We start from the raw sequence: 19,673 nt of genomic DNA, 5'->3' as shown, positions 1-19,673 counted from the left end.
CCAAGCAAACTAAAATTTGCTTGGTTTTTTACTTTATTATTTTCATATGTTCAAACGGATAATAAATGCCTGCTAACTTTCCTAACACATCTTCTCTATCAATAAAACCTAAACCATTTCTACTATCTTTACTTATTAAGCGATTATCTCCCATAACAAAAATCTTATTTTCGGGAACTGTAATTGGTCCAAAGTCCTCTGTTAAATTCATAAGTTTTTTTTCTGCTTGTTTTTTATTACTATCCAAATACTCTTCATCTTTCACTTCAGAATTTACATATAATTGATCATTTCTCATCTCAATTATATCTCCAGGTAATCCAATCACTCTTTTGACATAAAAATTATCTGTTTTCATAACAATAATATCTTCTCTCCCATAGCTTTCAAATTGTTTTGCTAACTTATTAACAATCACCTTATCTCCATCTTGCAACGTTGGCCTCATAGATGCTCCTTTTACAGTCGTAGGGAAAAACACAAAAATTTTCGCCAAAAACACCAATAAACATGCGATTGCAATAGTTCCAAAGAATTCACGCCAATGTTTTTTCTTTTGCATCATTTCACCATCTCATCATCTTTTTACTTTTATTATAAATAATACAACCGATATTTTTCTACAAAATTCCGAATTATAAAATTATAATATTAGAAATTTCAAAATGGTAATACTGATCAAATTAAACAAGCAAAAAAGATACTCTCAAAATAGTCTATTCACTATTTTGAGAGTATCTTTTTATAATCCCACATATACAATACACATTTGAGCAGCTACATATGTAAACCAAATCCAAAGTGGCTCATACTTCAATTTACGCCCTCCGATATCTGTCACGCCAATAATAAAATCAGAAATCACAAATAGTAAACCACCAAACGCTGGTATCCACCATATCCCTGTATTTTCATAATATAAGGCGAATGCAAAGCAAGCCATTCCTCCAACCCACAATCCGTAAATTAGAGCTCCTATCGTAAACAATTTATCCTGTTTATCATTTCGGATAAAGAAGAACCATCCTACAATTAGAAAGAGCCCATATACGAGTAAACCAATCCAAAAACCATTCCACGAAATTCCTGTTTGCAAAAATGCTTTTACATAAAAACAATGAGCAAGAGCGAAAGTAACCATCCCTCCAATTAACCTGTGACCAATTGGAATCAGCCCAGCCATAAACAAATCTCCCACAGTCGATAAAGTCATACCAAGTGCAACCCACGTACTATACTCTACAGATGGATCTTGTAACCATATCCAAATTGCACTACCTGTTAAAGAAAAACTAAGAATAAGACGGATTACTAAAGGTAACGGCATATTATCTTTCGTTCTTTTTGTCTGCCGCATTGCATAAATTGCACCAATTAAAAAAAGAAGTATTTGCCCAATTAACACCACGTAAAGTAGATTCATAACATGTTCTCCTCAATAAATGCTTTTTGTATCTTTTTTCGTTACACTTAGTCTATTATCCTTTTTCTATGAAAAAAAGAAGAACAGTACTGTTCTTCCATTGTAATCGCTTTTCTGCTCTCTATGCTACTTGTTTTTCTTGCTCCATTTTTTGCTTAGCTGGCGTTCGATTTACCACAATAATTCCCGCGGCTACACATGCTAAACCGAGTAGCACAAATGAATGAATTGCTTCACCTAAAATCATGCTCGATAATAACACACCAAATACGGGTATAAAGAACATATACATAGATACTTTTCCAACCTTGTTGTACTTCATAATTGTATTCCAAATGCAAAAACCAGCTGCAGATAAGAAAGATAAATAAATCAGCATAAGTAGTGCATGTAGACTAAATGTAAATGGCATGACTCCAACTTGTAAAGCCCCTATACATAATAATCCTATAGAACCAAACATCATTTGGTATGCTGTCATATAGCCAACATCTAATGTTTTACTACCTTCTTTTGCTAATATGTTTCCATATGAATACAGCATTGCTGCACTAAGAAGTAATAAGCTTCCGATTCCAAAATGAAATGATAAGCTACCATCACTCGGCACATTTACTAAAATGACGCCACAAAAACCAATCGATACCCCAATTATTTTTCTTATATTGAGAGCATCATCTTTATATAAAAAATGGGCGAGTAAAATTTGAAAGAATGATGATGTCCCTGAAATGATAGCTCCTTCAATTCCTGAACTATAACTCATTCCAATGTAAAAACAGATATATTGAAGAAACGTTTGGAATAAACCAATTTGTATTAACTGTTTCCCCGTTCCTTTTTTGAAGCTCATATCTTTTCCTAACACTTTAAAGAATAATAAGAGCATGACTCCAGATAACAAGAAACGATAACCGGCAAATAATATTTGTTCTCCAACTTCTTGTGGTTGAATTCCAAGTTCAGCATAACTTAACTTAATAAAAGGAAATGCGCTTCCCCATAAAAAAGTTGCTACTATTGCAGCAATAAATACGCCAATCGGATGGGTAAAAAATTTCTCTGTCTTCACTTGTTGTCTTCCTTTCCGACCTTTTTATGAACAATATTCATATATACCAAAGGAATTGCGAAAACACAAGTTTTCCGTTTATACTTGAAACAAAACCGTACCATCTCATAAAAACATATGATATACTATAGAATAATTACAACATAATAACTATTAAAAACAGATTAAACAGAAATGCTGCTATCCATTATGGATGGCAGCTTTCGTCGTTTTATAGGGGTTTCGATTTTGATTATTTTTCTCAATAAGAATTCGGAAGGAGCGAGTAGTAATGAACTCAGAAGTAAAAACGTTACACGCAAAAGAAACAATTTCTCATCCCTCTTTATGGGACACATTAAAAAAACATTATGAACTTGTATTTGCAGTGGCATCTGGTATTTTTATTTTAGCTGGCTGGCTATTCACAAAGAACGATGCAATGAATGTAGGTATTACTTGCTATATCCTTGCTTATATAGTTGGTGGATATGCAAAAGCTAAAGAAGGCATTGAAGATACGATTGAAGAAAAAGAGCTAAATGTTGAAATGCTAATGCTCTTTGCAGCTATCGGTGCTGCAATTATTGGCTACTGGGCAGAAGGGGCTATTTTAATCTTCATCTTTGCGCTCAGCGGTGCTATGGAATCTTATACATTAAGTAAGAGCCAAAAAGAGATTTCCGCTCTTCTTGACTTACAACCCGAAGAAGCATTACGCATTTCCAACGGAACAGAGGAACGTATTCCTGTTGGAGAGTTACAAATTAACGACATTATTTTAATTAAACCAGGTGAACGTGTTCCTGCTGACGGTACGATTCATAACGGTGAAACAAATATCGATGAAGCAGCAATCACGGGAGAACCTATTCCAAATGAGAAAAGATATGGCGATGAAGTATTTGCAGGTACTGTAAATTTACGTGGTGCTATCGAAGTTAAAATTACGAAGCCGAGCGATCAAACATTATTCCAAAAGATTATTCGTCTCGTACAAAGTGCACAAAGTGAAAAATCACCATCACAACTATTCATCGAAAAGTTTGAAGGAACATACGTAAAAGGTGTACTACTCGTTGTTGCGCTTATGATGTTCGTTCCTCATTTCTTACTTGACTGGAGCTGGAATGAAACGTTTTATCGCGCTATGATCTTACTTGTAGTCGCATCTCCTTGTGCACTCGTTGCTGCCATTACACCAGCAACGTTATCAGCCATTTCTAACGGAGCAAGAAATGGAATTCTCTTTAAAGGTGGCATACATTTAGAACGCCTCGCTTCAGTAAAAGCAATCGCCTTTGATAAAACAGGAACATTAACGGAAGGTAAACCTACCGTAACAGATGTATATGTTCGAGAAAATATGACAGAAAAAGAAGTACTTTCTATTACAGCATCAATTGAAAGTCACTCTACACATCCTTTGGCTGAATCTATTGTTAAATATGCACAACATGCGTACGACATTACATTAAAAAAACCAGAAAAGGTTGAAGATGTAACTGGTTTTGGGCTAAAAGGAATATTCGAAAACAACGCTTATAAAATAGGTAAAGCTGATTTTATCGGTGAAGAAACAAAAACATTTCATAATGGTATTTCTGCCTCACTTGAAAAGGAAGGTAAAACTGTCGTTTATATTAGTGATGAGGGAGGCATTCTTGGACTTATCGCTTTAAAAGATACGCTTCGCCAAGAAACAATAGCTGCTATTCGTGATTTACAAAGCATTGGTGTCGAAGCAATTATGATTACTGGAGATAATGAAGAAACGGCAAAAGCAATTGCCTCTGAAAGTAATATAAAGGAATATTACGCATCATGCTTACCAGAAACAAAAGTTGAAACGATTAAAAAGTTAAAAGAAAAATACGGTACAGTAGCAATGGTCGGAGACGGTATAAATGATGCACCTGCACTAGCTACTGCTAGCATTGGTGTCGCAATGGGAGAAGGAACAGATGTAGCTTTAGAAACTGCGGATGTTGTACTGATGAAGAACGAACTATCTCGTCTTTCTCAAGCGATCCGTCTATCAAAACGAATGAATCGTATTGTGAAGCAAAACGTAATCTTTTCGCTAGCCGTTATTGCCATGCTAATTTGTTCAAACTTCTTGCAATTTTTAGCTCTTCCATTCGGTGTTATTGGCCATGAAGGAAGTACGATTCTTGTCATTTTGAATGGCTTACGATTATTAAAAGGAAGCAAATAAAACGGGTCCCTCATAGAGGACCCGTTTTTTTTAATGATAGCTATTATGACCGTTCGCACTGCTACTCGTTTTATGCTTTGGATGCGAACTGCTCTTTTGTTTATTATTACTTTTATTATTATGGTTCTTTTTATTATTACTCATGAAATATCCCCCCTGTTCCTTTTTATTATGGAACAAGAGCTCATTATTCATTACGGGAATTATTGTCACCGGTTCTATAATGGTGGAGTAAACCATTAATTTCACCGCCAAGTAAAATTACCCATCCAGTTAAGTAAAACCATAACATTAAAATAATGATACCACCGAGACCACCATATGTATTGGCGTAATTCGCAAACTTATCTACATAATAAGCAAATGAGTACGATACCACAATCCATCCTACAGTAGCAAATAACGCCCCTGAAATAACTTCTCTTCTTTTTAACTTTCGATCTGGTGCAAATGTATATAAGAAACTAAACAAAGCAAATAGCACGAAGAAACTCGCTACTAATCGTGTAATGCTCCATACGAAAGAAAAACTATCTGATAAACCGAGTGCTTTAAACACTGCTGCTCCAATAACTTGTCCGAATACCGGAACAATTAACGCAAAGACAATCATAAAAATAATAGCTAATGTAAACACAATTGATAACGCTCTTGTTGTAATAAAAGAACGTGTTTCCTTCACGTCATAAGCGCGGTTAAAAGCATTCATAACCGCATTAACACCATTTGAGGCAAACCATAACATGGATAATAAACCAAATGATAATAAACCACCATTTTGCTGGTTTACAACTTTATCTACATTTACCTCAATTAAGTTCATTGCATCATCTGGTACATAAACCTCTAATAAACTAAGCACATCCTCTGTTTGAATGGGAATAAATCCAAGAAGCGTAATTAAGAAAACGAGCCCAGGAAAAATTGCAAGCAAGAAGAAATAAGCGAGCTGTGCTGCCAAGCCCGCTACATCATCGCGCATCGTCCGGTCATATAAATCTTTACCAAACGAATAAGTACGATTTCTTCTCACCTTTTCTAAAATTTTTCTCATATATGTTTAAACGCTTTTCTTCTCTTCTTTATCTTGCTTTAACTCAATGTACGCTTCAGTTTTTTTTTCCACTGCATTTGAGTCTTTCATAAATAATTCACGCGCTTCTTTCATACCACCATCTTCAGCAACTATTGGCTCTTCTTCTACTTTCAACTCATCTACCTTTGGAGATACAGCTTGAATTTCGATCGTTTCTGGCTTTTCTTCTGGCTCAACTTTTTTCTTACTAAAAATTTCTTTCGTTTCTTTTAACGTCTCTACAACAGATGGCGTTAATTTTTTAATTTCTGCTACTTTCGCTTTTACCACATTGAAATCAGCAAGTTCGCGTCCTTTATCTGTAACAGTTTGCACTTTTTCTTTGATCTTTGCATTTTCACCAATTTCAATCATCTTTGTTTTTGCTTTTTCTGCTGTATTTTTTACTTTTTCGCGGTTTTCTTTCTTTAACATGGATACAGCTACACCTGCAGCTACACCAATCGCAATGTTTCGAGCAATATTATTTTTCTTTGCCATATTCCTTCACCCTTTCATTTCTTATGTTAGAAAGTATTTCTTTCTAAGCTTCCTCATATTCCTTGTTCATTTCGAATGAAAGCTAATAGCTTTGCACACCCTTCTGTTACAAGGTCATATACTTCTTGGAAATTCCCTGTATAGTAAGGGTCAGGAACGTCTGTCCAGCCACCGTCTGGAACAAAGTCGGACAGCCTACCAATATAGCCTCCAGTTTTACCTAAACTTTTTAAATCTGCTATATTCTTGTTGTCCATGGCAATAATATAATCAAACTTTGTTAAGTCTTCTTTTTCTACTTGCCTTGCTTTAATTCCTTCAAAAGTGACTGCATTTTCTTTTAAAATTTTTTGTGTTCCTTTATGTGGCGGATGGCCAACGTGCCAATCTCCAGTTCCTGCAGAATCAATGACAATTTTCTCTTCAAGTCCCTCTTTTACGACAAGATTTCGAAAAATCGCTTCTGCCATCGGAGAACGGCAAATGTTCCCAAGACAAACAAACAATACTTGAACCATATTTTTGTTTCTTCCCTTCTTGGTGCATTTCTTAATATATACTTATAGTATAAACAACCAATTATTAAATATAAAGGAAATCCCTACTAATTTAATGGGATTGAAAAGATTCATTAACTAAAATGATAAAAAATGTTAAGATAGCCTTATGTTATTTTAAAGGGGGACACTTCGGTGGATTTATCCGTAAAGTCAGAAGAAAACGTTGAATATATGGTCGAAGCTATTAAAGAAAAATTACGTATGGTTAATGCTGGAGCGATGAGAGCTGCTAGTTTTAACGAAGAAATGTACGAAGATTTACGTGACATTTATGATCATGTTATGAAACGTGAAACATTCAGCATTAGTGAAATGCAAGCCATTACAGAAGAATTAGGTACATTAATTAAAAAGTAAAAAAGCCTCTCTTATATGAGGCTCTTTTTTACTTCCAACAAATTCATGACAACTCTTCTCTTTTCCTCAACCAACTGTAAAATATTGTACAATAGAAGTAGAACCTCACCTTAGATTTTTTCTCCATACATACTACTCACAAATAATAGCAACACTACCATTGCTAACTGTTTTTACTGGAGGTGCTTACTTATGAGCAATTGGTACAGTAAGACGAAAGATCAAACATTGATTGACCTAGAAACAAACGAACAACACGGTTTAACAGATGCGATTGTAAGTGAACGTTTAAAGCAATACGGTTCTAATGAATTAGCTACAAAACAAAAACGCACTTTATGGCAGCGTATTTTCGCCCAAATTAATGACGTCCTCGTATATGTCCTTATTATTGCTGCCCTTATTTCTGCCTTTGTAGGTGAATGGGCGGATGCCAGTATTATCGCGCTTGTTGTAGTTTTAAATGCTGTTATCGGTGTTGTCCAAGAATCGAAAGCAGAACAAGCTTTAGAGGCATTGAAAAAGATGGCAACACCTAAAGCTATCGTCAAGAGAAATGGTGAACTAAAAGAAATTCCATCTGAGCACGTCGTTCCAGGGGATATCGTTATGCTCGACGCCGGACGATATATCCCCTGCGATTTACGCCTTATCGAAACCGCAAATTTAAAAGTTGAAGAATCTGCTCTAACTGGTGAATCTGTCCCTGTTGATAAAGATGCAATCTACCACCCTTCCATGCAACGTGATGAGCAAGTACCACTCGGCGATCAAAAAAACATGGCCTTTATGTCTACTCTTGTAACATATGGAAGAGGCGTCGGTGTTGCTGTTGAAACTGGAATGAACTCACAAATTGGTAAGATTGCTACCCTTTTACATGAAGCAGACGATGATATGACACCACTTCAAAAAAGCTTAGCACAAGTCGGAAAATATTTAGGCTTTGTCGCTGTAGCTATTTGTATCGTTATGTTCCTCATCGGTTTTTTACAAGGCCGGGATACGTTAGAAATGTTTATGACTGCTATTAGTTTAGCCGTTGCAGCTATCCCAGAAGGCTTGCCAGCTATCGTTTCCATCGTTCTTGCAATTGGTGTGCAACGTATGATTAAACAAAACGTTATCATTCGCAAACTACCAGCTGTTGAAGCCCTCGGTTCTGTCACAATTATTTGTTCAGATAAAACAGGTACGTTAACGCAAAATAAAATGACCGTTACTCACTTTTATAGTGATAACACATACGATCGCTTAGAAAGTTTAAATGTAAATAATGATGCGCAACGTCTATTGTTAGAAAATATGGTGCTATGTAATGATGCATCTTACAATAACGAATCACAAACGGGAGACCCGACTGAAATTGCACTTCTCGTTGCTGGAACCACTTTTAACATGCAAAAAGATCATTTAGAAAAAATACATGAACGTGTTAACGAAGTACCTTTCGATTCAGATCGTAAAATGATGTCAACTGTACATACATACGATGAAAGCTACTATAGCATGACGAAAGGCGCTATTGATAAGCTCTTACCTCGATGTACCCATATTTTTAAAAACGGCAAAATCGAGATTTTAACTGATTCTGATAAAAATCAAATATTAGAAGCTGCCGGAGCAATGTCTCAAGAAGCTTTAAGAGTACTTTCATTCGCATTTAAACAATACGATTCAAACGATGTGGATATAAATCATCTTGAAAAAAATCTTATCTTTATTGGTCTTGTCGGTATGATTGATCCACCACGAACTGAAGTGAAAGATTCAATTAAAGAATGTAAAAAAGCCGGTATTCGCACAGTTATGATTACTGGTGACCATAAAGATACCGCCTTTGCAATTGCCAAAGAACTTGGCATTGCTGAAGAAATATCGGAAATTATGATTGGAACTGAATTAGATAACATTTCTGATACAGAACTAGCTAGCAAAATTAATCATTTAAATGTATTCGCTAGAGTCTCTCCAGAGCATAAAGTGAAAATTGTAAAGGCATTACGCGCGAAAGGAAATATCGTTTCTATGACTGGTGATGGTGTCAATGATGCACCATCTTTAAAGCAAGCTGATGTTGGCGTTGCGATGGGCATTACAGGAACAGACGTTGCAAAAGGGGCAGCAGACGTCGTGTTAACAGATGATAATTTCTCATCTATTGTGAAAGCCGTTGAAGAAGGTAGAAATATTTATCGTAACATAAAAAAATCAATTCTCTTCCTACTCTCTTGTAACTTCGGAGAAATTATCGCTTTATTTTTAGCGATTTTACTCGGCTGGGCAACACCACTACGACCTATTCATATTTTGTGGGTGAATTTAATTACAGATACACTGCCTGCATTATCACTTGGGGTTGATCCTGAAGATCCAGATGTGATGAAGGAAAAACCACGACATGCGAAAGAAAGCTTATTTAGTGGCAGCGTTCCTTTCCTGATTTTCAATGGAGTTATCATTGGACTTTTAACGCTAATAGCTTTTATCGCCGGAGCAAAATTCTATACTGGAGATACAAATTTATTTCCTCTTTTCCCAGAGCGAATTGATGACGATGCTCTATTACACGCTCAAACGATGGCATTTGTCGTTCTTAGTTTTTCTCAGCTCGTTCATTCATTTAACTTGCGTTCAAGAACGAAATCAATTTTTTCAATTGGGATCTTTACAAATAAATATTTAGTTTTCTCCCTTCTTATCGGTGTTCTTATGCAAGTTTGTATCATCTCCATCCCGCCCCTTGCAAATATATTCGGTGTACATGCATTAACGATGCGAGATTGGGGATTTGTTCTCTTATTAAGTATCATTCCACTTATTGTGAATGAGATTATTAAATTAGTGAAGAGAAACTAAAAGGCAATGAGGAATAGTCCTCATTGCCTTTTCATTTATCCTACTATTTTCCGTGCAGTAAAACTCCCACCTCAAAATTCAGTTTGAGCAAAGAAGTTAGGTGATGGATTAACTGCCCATAAATGTCCAATTGGTGAAGGCTAATAATCGGTGTTGATGAACAAAACCCCACTGATTAAAGTTTCACTTTATCCTTGTAATTCTTTTTTGATATTCTCTGTTAATGTAGCCATACGCTTGCGGCTTTCTTCACGCTCACGTTTATTTTGTTCTTCAATTTGTTGTGTTTCTTGCATACCTCTTGAAATAATGTTCCAAGTTTCCTCAAGTGTTTCCATCTTAATACTAGAAGAACCTGATAATCTCGCTACTTCTACACTTTGCGTTGCGATATTTTGTGCATTTTTCTTAAGTAATTCATTTGTACGGCGATCCAGTTCAGCCATAGAATCTGCAACAAGCTTTTGGCGCTTGGCATTTACCGCTTGAATGATACCATTTTTAAAGATAGGAATCGTTGTAATAAATGCTGTATTGATTTTACCAATTAATTTATTATTACCACGTTGAATCATACGAATTTGTGGTGCTGTAAGTAACGCAACCATACGTGCTTTTTCTAAATCGTCAATACGCTGTTCTAAAATTTCAACAGAGTTTTTAAGCGACTCTAATTCAATACCTGCTAATTGATCATTATTACGTACACGCTCTTCATACATCGGAACTAACTCTGTATTTAAACGCTCTAATAACATTTCTCCTGCTACTACGTACTTCTCTAAGTCTAAATAATATTTTAAGTTTTGCTCATACAAGCCATCTAACGTACCAATTGATTTTTTCATCTCATCTTGGTACTTCGTAATTTCCACATAAACTTTATCAATTTCGCGGCCCATCGTTTGATATTTACTAAAGATTTGTTCTATCATTTTATCCGCTTTTTTGAACATACGTGAGAAGAAACCACTTTTTTCTTCCGCAAAGTCTTTACTATCAAATCGGTCCATAATTTTACCAAGCTGTTTTAATAATTCACCAGAATCTTCTATCTTTGATAATGACATTGTATGTAAAATTTGATCCGCAAAACGTGAAATTTCCATAGAAGGTTCTTTTCCAAGTTCAATTAATTCTAATTGATCTTTAATATCTACCGCATTATAAATACGTTGTACATCCGCATCTTGTCTAAGTTGTAAGCGAACATCTTGTGCTGTTTGTTCATTTAATTCTGTTTTCGGATCTAGTACGACTGGGTTATTCATATGGTATTCTCCCTTTCCTTATAAAAATGGACGAAATAGTCCTTTTATTGTTTGTGATAAATTTTTATAGGCTGATGAACCATGAAACTCAAGATCGAAATTAACCTCTTCAAGCCAATGTGAATCAAATGCCCCCGCTTCAATATACGGTTCAATATCGTTTCTTCCCGTTGGATTGAAATGGAATACATCTACTCCAATTTGATTCAAAAATAGTAATAAAACAGCGTCAGAACGAGTTAATTCTCCGCTCTTCTCATTATTAAATATAACAATTTTCGGTACATCTTGTGAATAATCAAATTTCTCAAGCTGTTCTAAAATATTCGGTGGTATTTGAGAAAGTTGTGCGAAAACATATAGCGCTACATCTTGTTTCGTCTCTTTCGCAATTGGTTTGCACATTTCACTTTCGCACGTATGGATAATCGCCTCTGCAATCCCATGCTGTAAACCTTCCGGTAAACGCTTATGCGGCCACCAATGGCTATTCATAATTAGATCAGGATGCAATTTTCCAGCTCGGTCCAATGCATCTCGATAATGATATTGGAAGTTTGCTTTTTGCTCTTTCGTAAACGGGAATGTATTAATTAATAAACTGTTATCAAATGATGTAACAGCCTTTAATCGTTGAAAATATTCTTTATCATTCTTTGAAACGCCTGATATTTTCGCAAATAAAGAAGGAATATAAATATGTTTATTTTCAACAAAGAATGTTGGGCGTACAAATGCCTTTTCTTTCGTAATTAAAAAGAGTTCATCATATGTCGTTTTTAACGTACGAGCTACAGGCGTATAGGAACGGAATTGCCACGGCTTGTACAGCAGTGAATTATCGTGGTGAAGTACTTGTTCAATTTCTTTCGAAGCTTGATACGCTACTGTTGCAACACGCTCACGGCGACGATCAGGGAATGGTTCAAGCGAAATGCGACTTGAATGAGATACAACAAAAGTTCTTCCCTCTTCATCAATATTTTCAAATCCATCTTTTCCTTCTGGGTGATAATAAAGCACATCACAACCGAGCATAATAAGAAAGTATAAGAAATATATACGGCTTTCCTGTGCATCACCGTACCAAATGATACGCGGCATTTGTTTCTTATAATTAATCGTAGAGAACCACTTCGCTACGTAATTTTCGCTTAGTTTAATTATGTCGATTAAGAAACGACGGAAGCCTTCTGTCTTTAACGACTGATTATGTTGCTTCTCATATAATTTCAATAGTGAAATAAACGTCGTATGTATGTAATGCTGTAAATCAGGATTGTCTACTTTCGGTAAAAGTTGTTTCCCAGATAAGTGTGCAACTAGCCTATTTACTGTCAGACCATTTGGTGCTTCTTGATGTAATCCGAACACTTCTTGAATATGACGAAGCTTTTCCGAATCAATCACTTTGTTTAAATTTTGTTCGTGTAAAACTTCGATTCCTTTCGCTTCACTATAATCAAACAGTTCATTAAAATATTCATCTACATCATTAGGAACACCAAGGATTCGACATGCTATATAACTAAATTTCATCTCATTCTCTGTCAGCTCATATTGTGGGCGTTTTTCTAAAAGCGTTTCAAATTGCTTTAAATCTGATTCATCTTTTAATGCATATGGTTGAAGTGTAAAACGTGAAAACACAACAGTTCACCTCCAAAAACATTTACGTTTTTTCTAAGTCCTTCTTCTATTATAAACTATTTTTGGTTATAAAAAATGGGCGCTCGCAAAACGAGCAAACCCATTTCAATTATTTATTGTCTTCTTTAGTAGCTGCAACTTCTTCTCTAGCTTGTCCAGAATTCTTCATGTAGTGAAGTATAAATGTTGCTCCAAATGCTACAACTAAAATAATAAAGAATAGTGTATGACTAATCTCAATCTCGATTAAAGACAGTAACATTTTTGCTGCAATAATTAAGATTAAAATGTATGCTGTCGTTTCAAGCTCTGGAATACGCTCTAACAATTTTAAGAATACACCAGCAATACCACGCATCATTAAAATACCTAGCATTCCGCCTAATAGTAAAATCCAAACTTCATTAGATACACCAAATGCAGCAAGTACGCTATCTACAGAGAATGCGATATCCATTAATTCAACCATCGCAACTGTTCCCCAGAAGACACCAAACATTCTAAAGAGAATACTATTTTGATTCATACCGTGAGCTTCGTCTTCTTCACTTGCACCTTTACGCTTATCAATAAAGTATTTTACTGATAACCAAGCAAGGTAAAGTGCACCAAGAAGTTTTACCCACCATAATTTAATTAAGAACATTCCGATTCCAATCGCAATAAAGCGGAACACATAAGCTCCAATAAGTCCATAGAATAATGCTTTTTTACGTTTTTCTTCCGGAAGATGTTTTACCATTACCGCTAACACAAGTGCGTTATCAGCAGATAATAATCCTTCAAGTACAACAAGTGTACCAATTAATCCCCAAGATACTGGATCCTGCAACACTTTAATCCACATGTCCAAGTCGAAAAACTGAGCATACGTATCAAGGATTCCTTGCAAAATACTCATCTTACCTTTATCCCCTATTCTTTGCTAGATTTATAGAAAGGTCAAAAAAAGGAAACGAATATCGTTTCCTTTCTATGCATCCAAGCCATACGCTCTTACAAGCGCACCTAAACCACCTTGGAATCCACTTCCTACTGCATTAAACTTCCACTGTCCATTATGACGGTATAATTCACAAAAGACAACTGCTGTTTCGATGGAGAAATCTTCCCCTAAATCAAAACGAAGAACTTCTTCACTCGTTTCTTCATTCGCTAAACGAACAAACGCATTTCCTACTTGCCCAAAGTTTTGACTACGGCCTTCTGCATCATAAATCGTAACTGTAATAGCAATTCTGTGCACATCTGCTGGAACTTTCTTCAAATCCACAACAAGTTGCTCATCGTCACCTTCACCTTCACCTGTACGGTTATCTCCTGTATGTAAAACAGATCCACAAGGAGACTGCAAATTATTATAGAAGATAAAATCAGTTTCCTTCGTACATTTTCCGTTTGCATCTAATAAAAAGGCAGATGCATCTAAATCGAAATCGGCTCCGCCGTCATAAGATTTAATATCCCATCCAAGACCAATTACTGCTTTTGTTAAACCAGGGCTTGTCTTACCTAAATCGATTTTCTGGCCTTTTTGTAATTGAATAACCATCTATATTCACCTCTATATTTTTATCTTTAAAAATATATCCATCAGTAAACATACATTTCACCGATGGATATATAAATCAAATCTATTACTCTACATCTAAACCAAAGTTATTACATAGAGACGCTAATCCACCTTGGAATCCACTTCCGATTGCATTGAATTTCCAATCACCTGCATGACGATATAATTCACCTACTACTACGGCTGTTTCAATAGAGAAATCTTCTCCTAAATCGTAACGAATTAATTCTGCATTCTTTTCTTCATCAAGAATACGTACGAAAGAATTAGAAACTTGTCCGAAGTTTTGGCTACGGCCTTCTCCATCATAAATTGTAATTGTGAAACAAATACGTTCGATGTGAGCAGGAACATTTTTCAAATCTACTTTAATCGCTTCGTCATCGCCTTCACCTTCACCAGTGCGGTTATCTCCTAAATGCTCTACAGCACCATTCGCACCTTTTGGATTATTATAGAAAACGAAATCTTCAGCTCCTGAAACTTTACCATTCGCGCCTACTAAGAAAATACTAACATCTAAGTCGAAATCGTTTTGTCCGTCATAACGATTCGTGTCCCAACCAAGTCCTACAAGAACTTTCGAAAGACCTGGATTCGTTTTTGTTAAGTCTACCTTTTGTCCCTTTTTCAATGAAATTGATGCCATATACAATTCCTCCTCGGTTATTTTATTGATAACGTGATACAATCTCACTTAAGTTTTTATCTTGCGTGCCTTCTCCAACTGCTGAAAACTTCCATTCACTTCCGTGACGATACATTTCACCTGCAATTAGAGTTGTTTTGCCAGCATAATTATCCGATAAATTATAGCGTGCTAATTCTTCACCAGTTTGCGGGTTTTGAATACGAATATATGCATTACGAATCATCCCGAAATCTTGACGACGATTTACACAGTCATAAATATTTACAACGAATACTAAACGATTAATACGGCTTGGAACTTTATGTAATTCTACGAAAATTGTTTCGTCATCACCAGCGCCTTCACCTGTTAAATTATCTCCTGAATGAATAATACTACCACAAGTAGAAAGTTTATTTCCGAAGTAAACTAAATCATTTTTGTTTAAAAAACGATCTCCTTCTAACATAACAACAGATGCATCACAATCTACATTTGGTTTACTTCCAAATAATGAAGACAGAAATCCACCTGATTGCCCAATTGGATCCCAGCCTAAGCCAACCTGTAGTTTTGCTACTTTTGGTTGTCCTTTCGTTAAATCGATCTTTTGACCTTTTTCTAAAATAATAGGCATGAAGTTTCTCCCTTTCTACAAAGCATTTTCCGAATCGGAAAATATTGTATTCTTCTCTTATATTGTAGCATTATTTACCTAGCGATAAAAAGGATAAATTCTCAGTTATATGAAAACATTCATATAATTTACTTATGATGATGTAAGAAGTGGTAAATAGCACCAATCATTCCTGCACAATTACCGTTTTGCGCAAGTTCAATCTCACAATTATTATAAATCTCTTGATTTAAGTATTTACTGACCTCTTCTTTTACTTCTTTTAAAAACTCATTTCCTCTATCGGTAATTCCTCCACCAATAATAATCGTTTCTGGATTAAAAATATAAGCAAGATTACTAATTCCGATTGCCAAATGTTTAAAGAAAATCCCAACTGCTTGAGCAACTTCCCGATCTCCTTTATCATACAACTCGAAAATTCTTTTCCCATTCCACTTGCCTTTGCCTTTATATTTGCTTACAAGTCGAATTAATCCTGAAATCGAAGCAACCTCTTCAAACGTTTTTCCTTCTATTAACATATTCCCCCATTCACCAGCACTAAATGAATGTCCTCGGTACAATTTTCCATCTATAAAAATTGCTCCTCCAATCCCTGTTCCAAGGGTGAGCATAATAAAGTTATCTTTCTCTCTTCCACTACCATTCCACTTTTCTCCAAACGCTGCACAATTCACATCATTGTCAATCGATACTGGAACTTTTAATATCTCTTGCAATCTATCAATAATAGGAATAGTACTATATCCCGGAATATGATCCGCGCCTCCCGTCACAATTCCTTTATTAATATCAACAATTCCCGCAGTGCTAATACCGATTCCGGCAATAGTATGTTCATTCATTATTTTTTTGGATACATATATAAGTTTTTGAATAATTTGTTCTCCGCCTAAATGAATTTCTGTTGCAACTGTTTGACGCTTTAATACTCTCCCTATTTCTGAAACAATACCATACTTAATTTGCGTACCGCCAATATCAAACGCTATATACTCTTTCATCTGCTGCCACTTCCTCTACCGTTATGAATGTAAATTCTCCCCCTCTACTATTTGTAGGAAATCTACATTAACTCTTTTCTGCTTTGACAAATACACCACCTTTTTCTATATATAGTTTTTTTTGCATAAAACTCTTTTTCCTAAGAAATATTACAAAGGGATGTATTTTAGATGGAACATTAATCTCTTAGGAGGAAAACCATGACGAAAATCTTCATTTTAGCATCAACACTCTCTTTATCTTTTTTTAGCGGTTTAAATATCGGTAATGCTGCAACTGAAAACTTCCAACCATTAACAAACGCTATTGTACAAAATAGCGATCATTTTGCAGAAGGAAACTCAAAGGATAATAATATACCTCCAGGAAATAACGGTTCTCAGGACGATACTGGTTCTGGTGACAATGGTTCTGGCGGTAACGGTTCTGGTGGCAGTGGCTCTGGTGGCAATGGTTCCGGCGGTAACGGTTCTGGTGGTAGTGGCTCTGACGGCAGCGGTTCCGGTGGCAATGGTTCTGGTGGCAACGGCTCTGGCGGCAGTGGCTCTGGTGACAACGGTTCTGGCGGTAATGGTTCCGGCGGTAACGGTTCTGGTGGCAATGGTTCTGGCGGTAACGGTTCTGGTGGTAGTGGCTCTGACGGCAGCGGTTCCGGTGGCAATGGTTCTGGTGGCAACGGCTCTGGCGGCAGTGGCTCTGGTGACAACGGTTCTGGCGGTAATGGTTCTGGCGGCAATGGCTCTGGTGGCAATGGTTCCGGTGACAACGGTTCTGGCGGCAATGGCTCTAGTGGCAATGGTTCTGGCGGCAATGGCTCTAGTGGCAATGGTTCTGGCGGTAACGGTTCTGGCGGCAATGGCTCTGGTGGCAATGGTTCTGGCGGCAATGGCTCTAGTGGCAATGGTTCTGGCGGCAATGGCTCTAGTGGCAATGGTTCTGGCGGCAATGGCTCTAGTGGCAATGGTTCTGGCGGCAATGGCTCTCAAGGCGGCAATCGTGTTAAAGGTGATAGCAGTTCTCAAGGGGGTAATGGCTCTCAAGGTGGCAATCGTGTTAAAGGCGATAGCAATTCTCAGGAGGGCAACGGTTCTCAAGGGGGTAATGTAAAAGATAATACGAAAAAACAAGGTGATAAATTACCTAATACTGCAACGCATTATCCTATATCTATTTTAATGGGGCTTTCAACATTCCTAATTGGTATGTTACTGTTTATTCGTCGTAAAAACGTAAAATAAGAACAACATCCTTCCATCTAAAAAGTACATGAAATACTGTATAAAACTAAAAAGGACTTTGGATTACATTTTATTATGCAGCCCAAAGTCCTTTTATCACCTATCAGAAAAAGTATTAATACGCTTTTCCCCAATACACCATTTGTTTAGCTTCTTTACCACAACAAATACATTCTTCAGCTAAATGCTCTTGCTCAAAAGGCATACAACGTGAAGATACGCCAACTTCTTCTTTTAGTTTTTCTTCACAAGCTAATTCCCCGCACCACATTGCCTTAATAAAGCCTTGCTTTTCGTCAGCTATTTTTTTCATCTCTTCGAAATTTGTCGCAACATACGTATTCTCATCGCGAAATGCTTTTGCTTTATTAAATAAAGCAATATGAATTTCTTCAAGTAATGCTGGAATACGTTCTTCTAATTGATCCATTGGTACAAACTCTTTTTCCTTCGTATCTCTTCTTACAAGTACAACTTGATTCTTTTCAATATCTTTAGGGCCAACTTCTAATCGAATTGGAATCCCCTTCATTTCATACTCATTAAATTTCCAGCCTGGTGTTTTATTACTAGCATCTATTTTTACTCGTGCAACCTTTTGAATATGTGCTTGTAACTCTGTTGCTTTTGCTAAAACTCCTTCTTTATGCTGAGCAATTGGTACAATAACAACTTGCACTGGAGCGACTTTTGGTGGCATTACAAGTCCATTATTATCACTATGAACCATTATTAGCCCGCCTATCATTCTTGTTGATACACCCCAAGATGTTTGGTGCACATATTGCCACTTACCGTTACGATCTAAAAACTTAATATCAAATGCTTCTGAGAAATTCGTCCCAAAGTTATGAGAGGTTCCTGTTTGAAGTGCTTTTCCATCATGCATTAAACTTTCAATTGTATAAGTTGCCTTTGCTCCAGCAAACTTCTCTTTTTCTGTTTTTTGTCCTTTAATAACTGGTATTGCTAAATAATCCTCACAGAAAGAAGCATATAAGTTTAAAATATTTAATGTTTCAGCCTGCGATTCTTCTGCCGTTTCATGGATTGTATGACCCTCTTGCCATAAAAATTCAGTCGTACGAAGGAACGGCCTAGTTGTCTTCTCCCAACGAACTACTGAACACCACTGATTATATAACTTTGGCAAATCATTATAGGATTGCACAATTTTTGAAAAGTGCTCACAGAATAAAGTTTCAGATGTAGGACGTACACAAAGTCTTTCCGCTAACTTTTCATCTCCACCATGCGTAACCCATGCTACTTCAGGAGCAAATCCTTCAACATGATCCTTCTCTTTTTGCAATAAACTCTCTGGGATAAACATTGGCATATATACATTTTCATGGCCAGTTTCTTTTAACTTCTCATCCATCACCTTCTGCATATTCTCCCATAAGGCATAACCATACGGACGTAAAATCATGCATCCTTTTACACTTGAATAATCAACAAGTTCGGCTTTTTTTACAATATCGGTATACCACTGCGCAAAGTCCTCTTCCATCTTCGTAATGGCTTGCACTTGTTCTTTTGCCATAGTCAGTCTTCCTCCTTCTAGAAAATACAAAAAAGCCCGCGTCCCTAAATAGGGACCGAGCTTTGTCGGCGTTAC

General features: G+C 36.3%; 18 protein-coding genes and 1 other annotated feature (1 of these 19 only partly in view). Of the genes, 4 read left to right on the top strand and 14 right to left on the bottom strand.

Translation table 11 applies throughout. The annotated features are described in order from the left end of the window. Positions 1–28: 28 nt before the first annotated feature. From lepB to GD442_RS02335, 3 genes are all read right to left on the bottom strand, one after another. Positions 29–565 (bottom strand): signal peptidase I, encoded by a 537-nt coding sequence (lepB, locus tag GD442_RS02345; RefSeq protein WP_025687051.1) that lies wholly within the window; start codon positions 563–565, stop codon positions 29–31. A gap of 177 nt (positions 566–742) precedes the next feature. Beyond that, a complete protein-coding gene (locus tag GD442_RS02340; protein ID WP_001051082.1) occupies positions 743–1,423 on the bottom strand; it encodes a lysoplasmalogenase in 681 nt (226 codons plus the stop codon). A 121-nt stretch (positions 1,424–1,544) separates the two neighbouring features. Beyond that, positions 1,545–2,495, bottom strand: coding sequence for a DMT family transporter (locus tag GD442_RS02335; RefSeq protein WP_000845696.1), 951 nt, complete (start codon positions 2,493–2,495; stop codon positions 1,545–1,547). A gap of 271 nt (positions 2,496–2,766) precedes the next feature. Here GD442_RS02335 and GD442_RS02330 point away from each other — a divergent pair, with 271 nt between their 5' ends. Beyond that, entirely contained in the window at positions 2,767–4,692 is a 1,926-nt protein-coding gene (locus GD442_RS02330) for a heavy metal translocating P-type ATPase (RefSeq protein ID WP_086408061.1), read from the top strand. Between the two features lie 187 nt (positions 4,693–4,879). Here the strand turns inward: GD442_RS02330 and GD442_RS02325 are convergent, their stop codons facing one another. The 3 genes from GD442_RS02325 to GD442_RS02315 are packed head-to-tail and all read right to left on the bottom strand — an operon-like array spanning position 4,880 to position 6,786. Continuing rightward, complete coding sequence (locus GD442_RS02325; protein ID WP_001226536.1) at positions 4,880–5,746, bottom strand: YihY/virulence factor BrkB family protein; 867 nt, start codon at positions 5,744–5,746, stop codon at positions 4,880–4,882. Positions 5,747–5,752: 6 nt separating this feature from the next. Further along, positions 5,753–6,268, bottom strand: coding sequence for a DUF4075 domain-containing protein (locus GD442_RS02320; protein ID WP_001085389.1), 516 nt, complete (start codon positions 6,266–6,268; stop codon positions 5,753–5,755). Between the two features lie 53 nt (positions 6,269–6,321). Further along, positions 6,322–6,786, bottom strand: coding sequence for a low molecular weight protein-tyrosine-phosphatase (locus GD442_RS02315; protein ID WP_000250916.1), 465 nt, complete (start codon positions 6,784–6,786; stop codon positions 6,322–6,324). A gap of 174 nt (positions 6,787–6,960) precedes the next feature. On the opposite strand from GD442_RS02315, the gene GD442_RS02310 reads away from it, so the two are divergent. Together GD442_RS02310 and GD442_RS02305 are read left to right on the top strand one after the other, a co-directional pair. Continuing rightward, positions 6,961–7,185: a DUF1128 domain-containing protein gene (locus GD442_RS02310; RefSeq protein ID WP_000366196.1), complete on the top strand. Its 225-nt coding sequence runs from the start codon at positions 6,961–6,963 to the stop codon at positions 7,183–7,185. Positions 7,186–7,377: 192 nt separating this feature from the next. Continuing rightward, entirely contained in the window at positions 7,378–10,044 is a 2,667-nt protein-coding gene (locus GD442_RS02305; protein WP_074555624.1) for a cation-translocating P-type ATPase, read from the top strand. A 188-nt stretch (positions 10,045–10,232) separates the two neighbouring features. On the opposite strand, the gene GD442_RS02300 is transcribed toward GD442_RS02305, so the two are convergent. From GD442_RS02300 to GD442_RS02270, 7 genes are all read right to left on the bottom strand, one after another. Next, a complete protein-coding gene (locus tag GD442_RS02300; protein ID WP_001064409.1) occupies positions 10,233–11,315 on the bottom strand; it encodes a toxic anion resistance protein in 1,083 nt (360 codons plus the stop codon). A gap of 18 nt (positions 11,316–11,333) precedes the next feature. Further along, positions 11,334–12,965, bottom strand: coding sequence for a YceG family protein (locus GD442_RS02295; RefSeq protein ID WP_000492859.1), 1,632 nt, complete (start codon positions 12,963–12,965; stop codon positions 11,334–11,336). 109 nt (positions 12,966–13,074) lie between these two features. Continuing rightward, positions 13,075–13,866, bottom strand: coding sequence for a TerC family protein (locus GD442_RS02290; RefSeq protein ID WP_000025704.1), 792 nt, complete (start codon positions 13,864–13,866; stop codon positions 13,075–13,077). A gap of 72 nt (positions 13,867–13,938) precedes the next feature. Next, the gene (locus tag GD442_RS02285) at positions 13,939–14,517 is read right to left on the bottom strand and encodes a TerD family protein (RefSeq protein ID WP_000236643.1); all 579 of its coding nucleotides are present in this window, start codon (positions 14,515–14,517) and stop codon (positions 13,939–13,941) included. Positions 14,518–14,602: 85 nt separating this feature from the next. Beyond that, positions 14,603–15,187, bottom strand: a complete 585-nt coding sequence (locus tag GD442_RS02280) for a TerD family protein (RefSeq protein ID WP_000146726.1) — start codon at positions 15,185–15,187, stop codon at positions 14,603–14,605. Between the two features lie 22 nt (positions 15,188–15,209). Next, positions 15,210–15,806 (bottom strand): TerD family protein, encoded by a 597-nt coding sequence (locus GD442_RS02275; RefSeq protein WP_001121586.1) that lies wholly within the window; start codon positions 15,804–15,806, stop codon positions 15,210–15,212. A gap of 128 nt (positions 15,807–15,934) precedes the next feature. After that, on the bottom strand, positions 15,935–16,813 hold the full coding sequence (locus GD442_RS02270; RefSeq protein WP_000666117.1) for an ROK family protein: 879 nt from the start codon (positions 16,811–16,813) through the stop codon (positions 15,935–15,937). 201 nt (positions 16,814–17,014) lie between these two features. Here GD442_RS02270 and GD442_RS02265 point away from each other — a divergent pair, with 201 nt between their 5' ends. Beyond that, positions 17,015–18,052 (top strand): LPXTG cell wall anchor domain-containing protein, encoded by a 1,038-nt coding sequence (locus GD442_RS02265; RefSeq protein WP_086408062.1) that lies wholly within the window; start codon positions 17,015–17,017, stop codon positions 18,050–18,052. A gap of 115 nt (positions 18,053–18,167) precedes the next feature. On the opposite strand, the gene proS is transcribed toward GD442_RS02265, so the two are convergent. After that, positions 18,168–19,598 (bottom strand): proline--tRNA ligase, encoded by a 1,431-nt coding sequence (proS, locus tag GD442_RS02260; RefSeq protein WP_001040977.1) that lies wholly within the window; start codon positions 19,596–19,598, stop codon positions 18,168–18,170. A gap of 47 nt (positions 19,599–19,645) precedes the next feature. Next, positions 19,646–19,673 (bottom strand) — a binding site (T-box leader) (it continues 179 nt past the right edge of the window).

Origin of the sequence: Bacillus sp. A260 (assembly GCF_009861435.1) — a bacterium.
Lineage (GTDB): Bacteria > Bacillota > Bacilli > Bacillales > Bacillaceae_G > Bacillus_A > Bacillus_A cereus.
This window is presented reverse-complemented; position numbering and strand designations above follow the sequence as displayed.

What these genes read in the sequence shown, in the direction of transcription:
- GD442_RS02265 (WP_086408062.1), top strand. Translation starts at nt 17,015, where the DNA reads ATGACGAAAATCTTCATTTTAGCATCAACACTCTCTTTATCTTTTTTT.
- GD442_RS02300 (WP_001064409.1), bottom strand. Translation starts at nt 11,315, where the DNA reads ATGAATAACCCAGTCGTACTAGATCCGAAAACAGAATTAAATGAACAA.
- GD442_RS02280 (WP_000146726.1), bottom strand. Translation starts at nt 15,187, where the DNA reads ATGGCATCAATTTCATTGAAAAAGGGACAAAAGGTAGACTTAACAAAA.
- GD442_RS02325 (WP_001226536.1), bottom strand. Translation starts at nt 5,746, where the DNA reads ATGAGAAAAATTTTAGAAAAGGTGAGAAGAAATCGTACTTATTCGTTT.
- lepB (WP_025687051.1), bottom strand. Translation starts at nt 565, where the DNA reads ATGATGCAAAAGAAAAAACATTGGCGTGAATTCTTTGGAACTATTGCA.
- GD442_RS02320 (WP_001085389.1), bottom strand. Translation starts at nt 6,268, where the DNA reads ATGGCAAAGAAAAATAATATTGCTCGAAACATTGCGATTGGTGTAGCT.
- GD442_RS02330 (WP_086408061.1), top strand. Translation starts at nt 2,767, where the DNA reads ATGAACTCAGAAGTAAAAACGTTACACGCAAAAGAAACAATTTCTCAT.
- GD442_RS02315 (WP_000250916.1), bottom strand. Translation starts at nt 6,786, where the DNA reads ATGGTTCAAGTATTGTTTGTTTGTCTTGGGAACATTTGCCGTTCTCCG.
- GD442_RS02285 (WP_000236643.1), bottom strand. Translation starts at nt 14,517, where the DNA reads ATGGTTATTCAATTACAAAAAGGCCAGAAAATCGATTTAGGTAAGACA.
- proS (WP_001040977.1), bottom strand. Translation starts at nt 19,598, where the DNA reads ATGGCAAAAGAACAAGTGCAAGCCATTACGAAGATGGAAGAGGACTTT.
- GD442_RS02290 (WP_000025704.1), bottom strand. Translation starts at nt 13,866, where the DNA reads ATGAGTATTTTGCAAGGAATCCTTGATACGTATGCTCAGTTTTTCGAC.
- GD442_RS02305 (WP_074555624.1), top strand. Translation starts at nt 7,378, where the DNA reads ATGAGCAATTGGTACAGTAAGACGAAAGATCAAACATTGATTGACCTA.
- GD442_RS02270 (WP_000666117.1), bottom strand. Translation starts at nt 16,813, where the DNA reads ATGAAAGAGTATATAGCGTTTGATATTGGCGGTACGCAAATTAAGTAT.
- GD442_RS02340 (WP_001051082.1), bottom strand. Translation starts at nt 1,423, where the DNA reads ATGAATCTACTTTACGTGGTGTTAATTGGGCAAATACTTCTTTTTTTA.
- GD442_RS02275 (WP_001121586.1), bottom strand. Translation starts at nt 15,806, where the DNA reads ATGCCTATTATTTTAGAAAAAGGTCAAAAGATCGATTTAACGAAAGGA.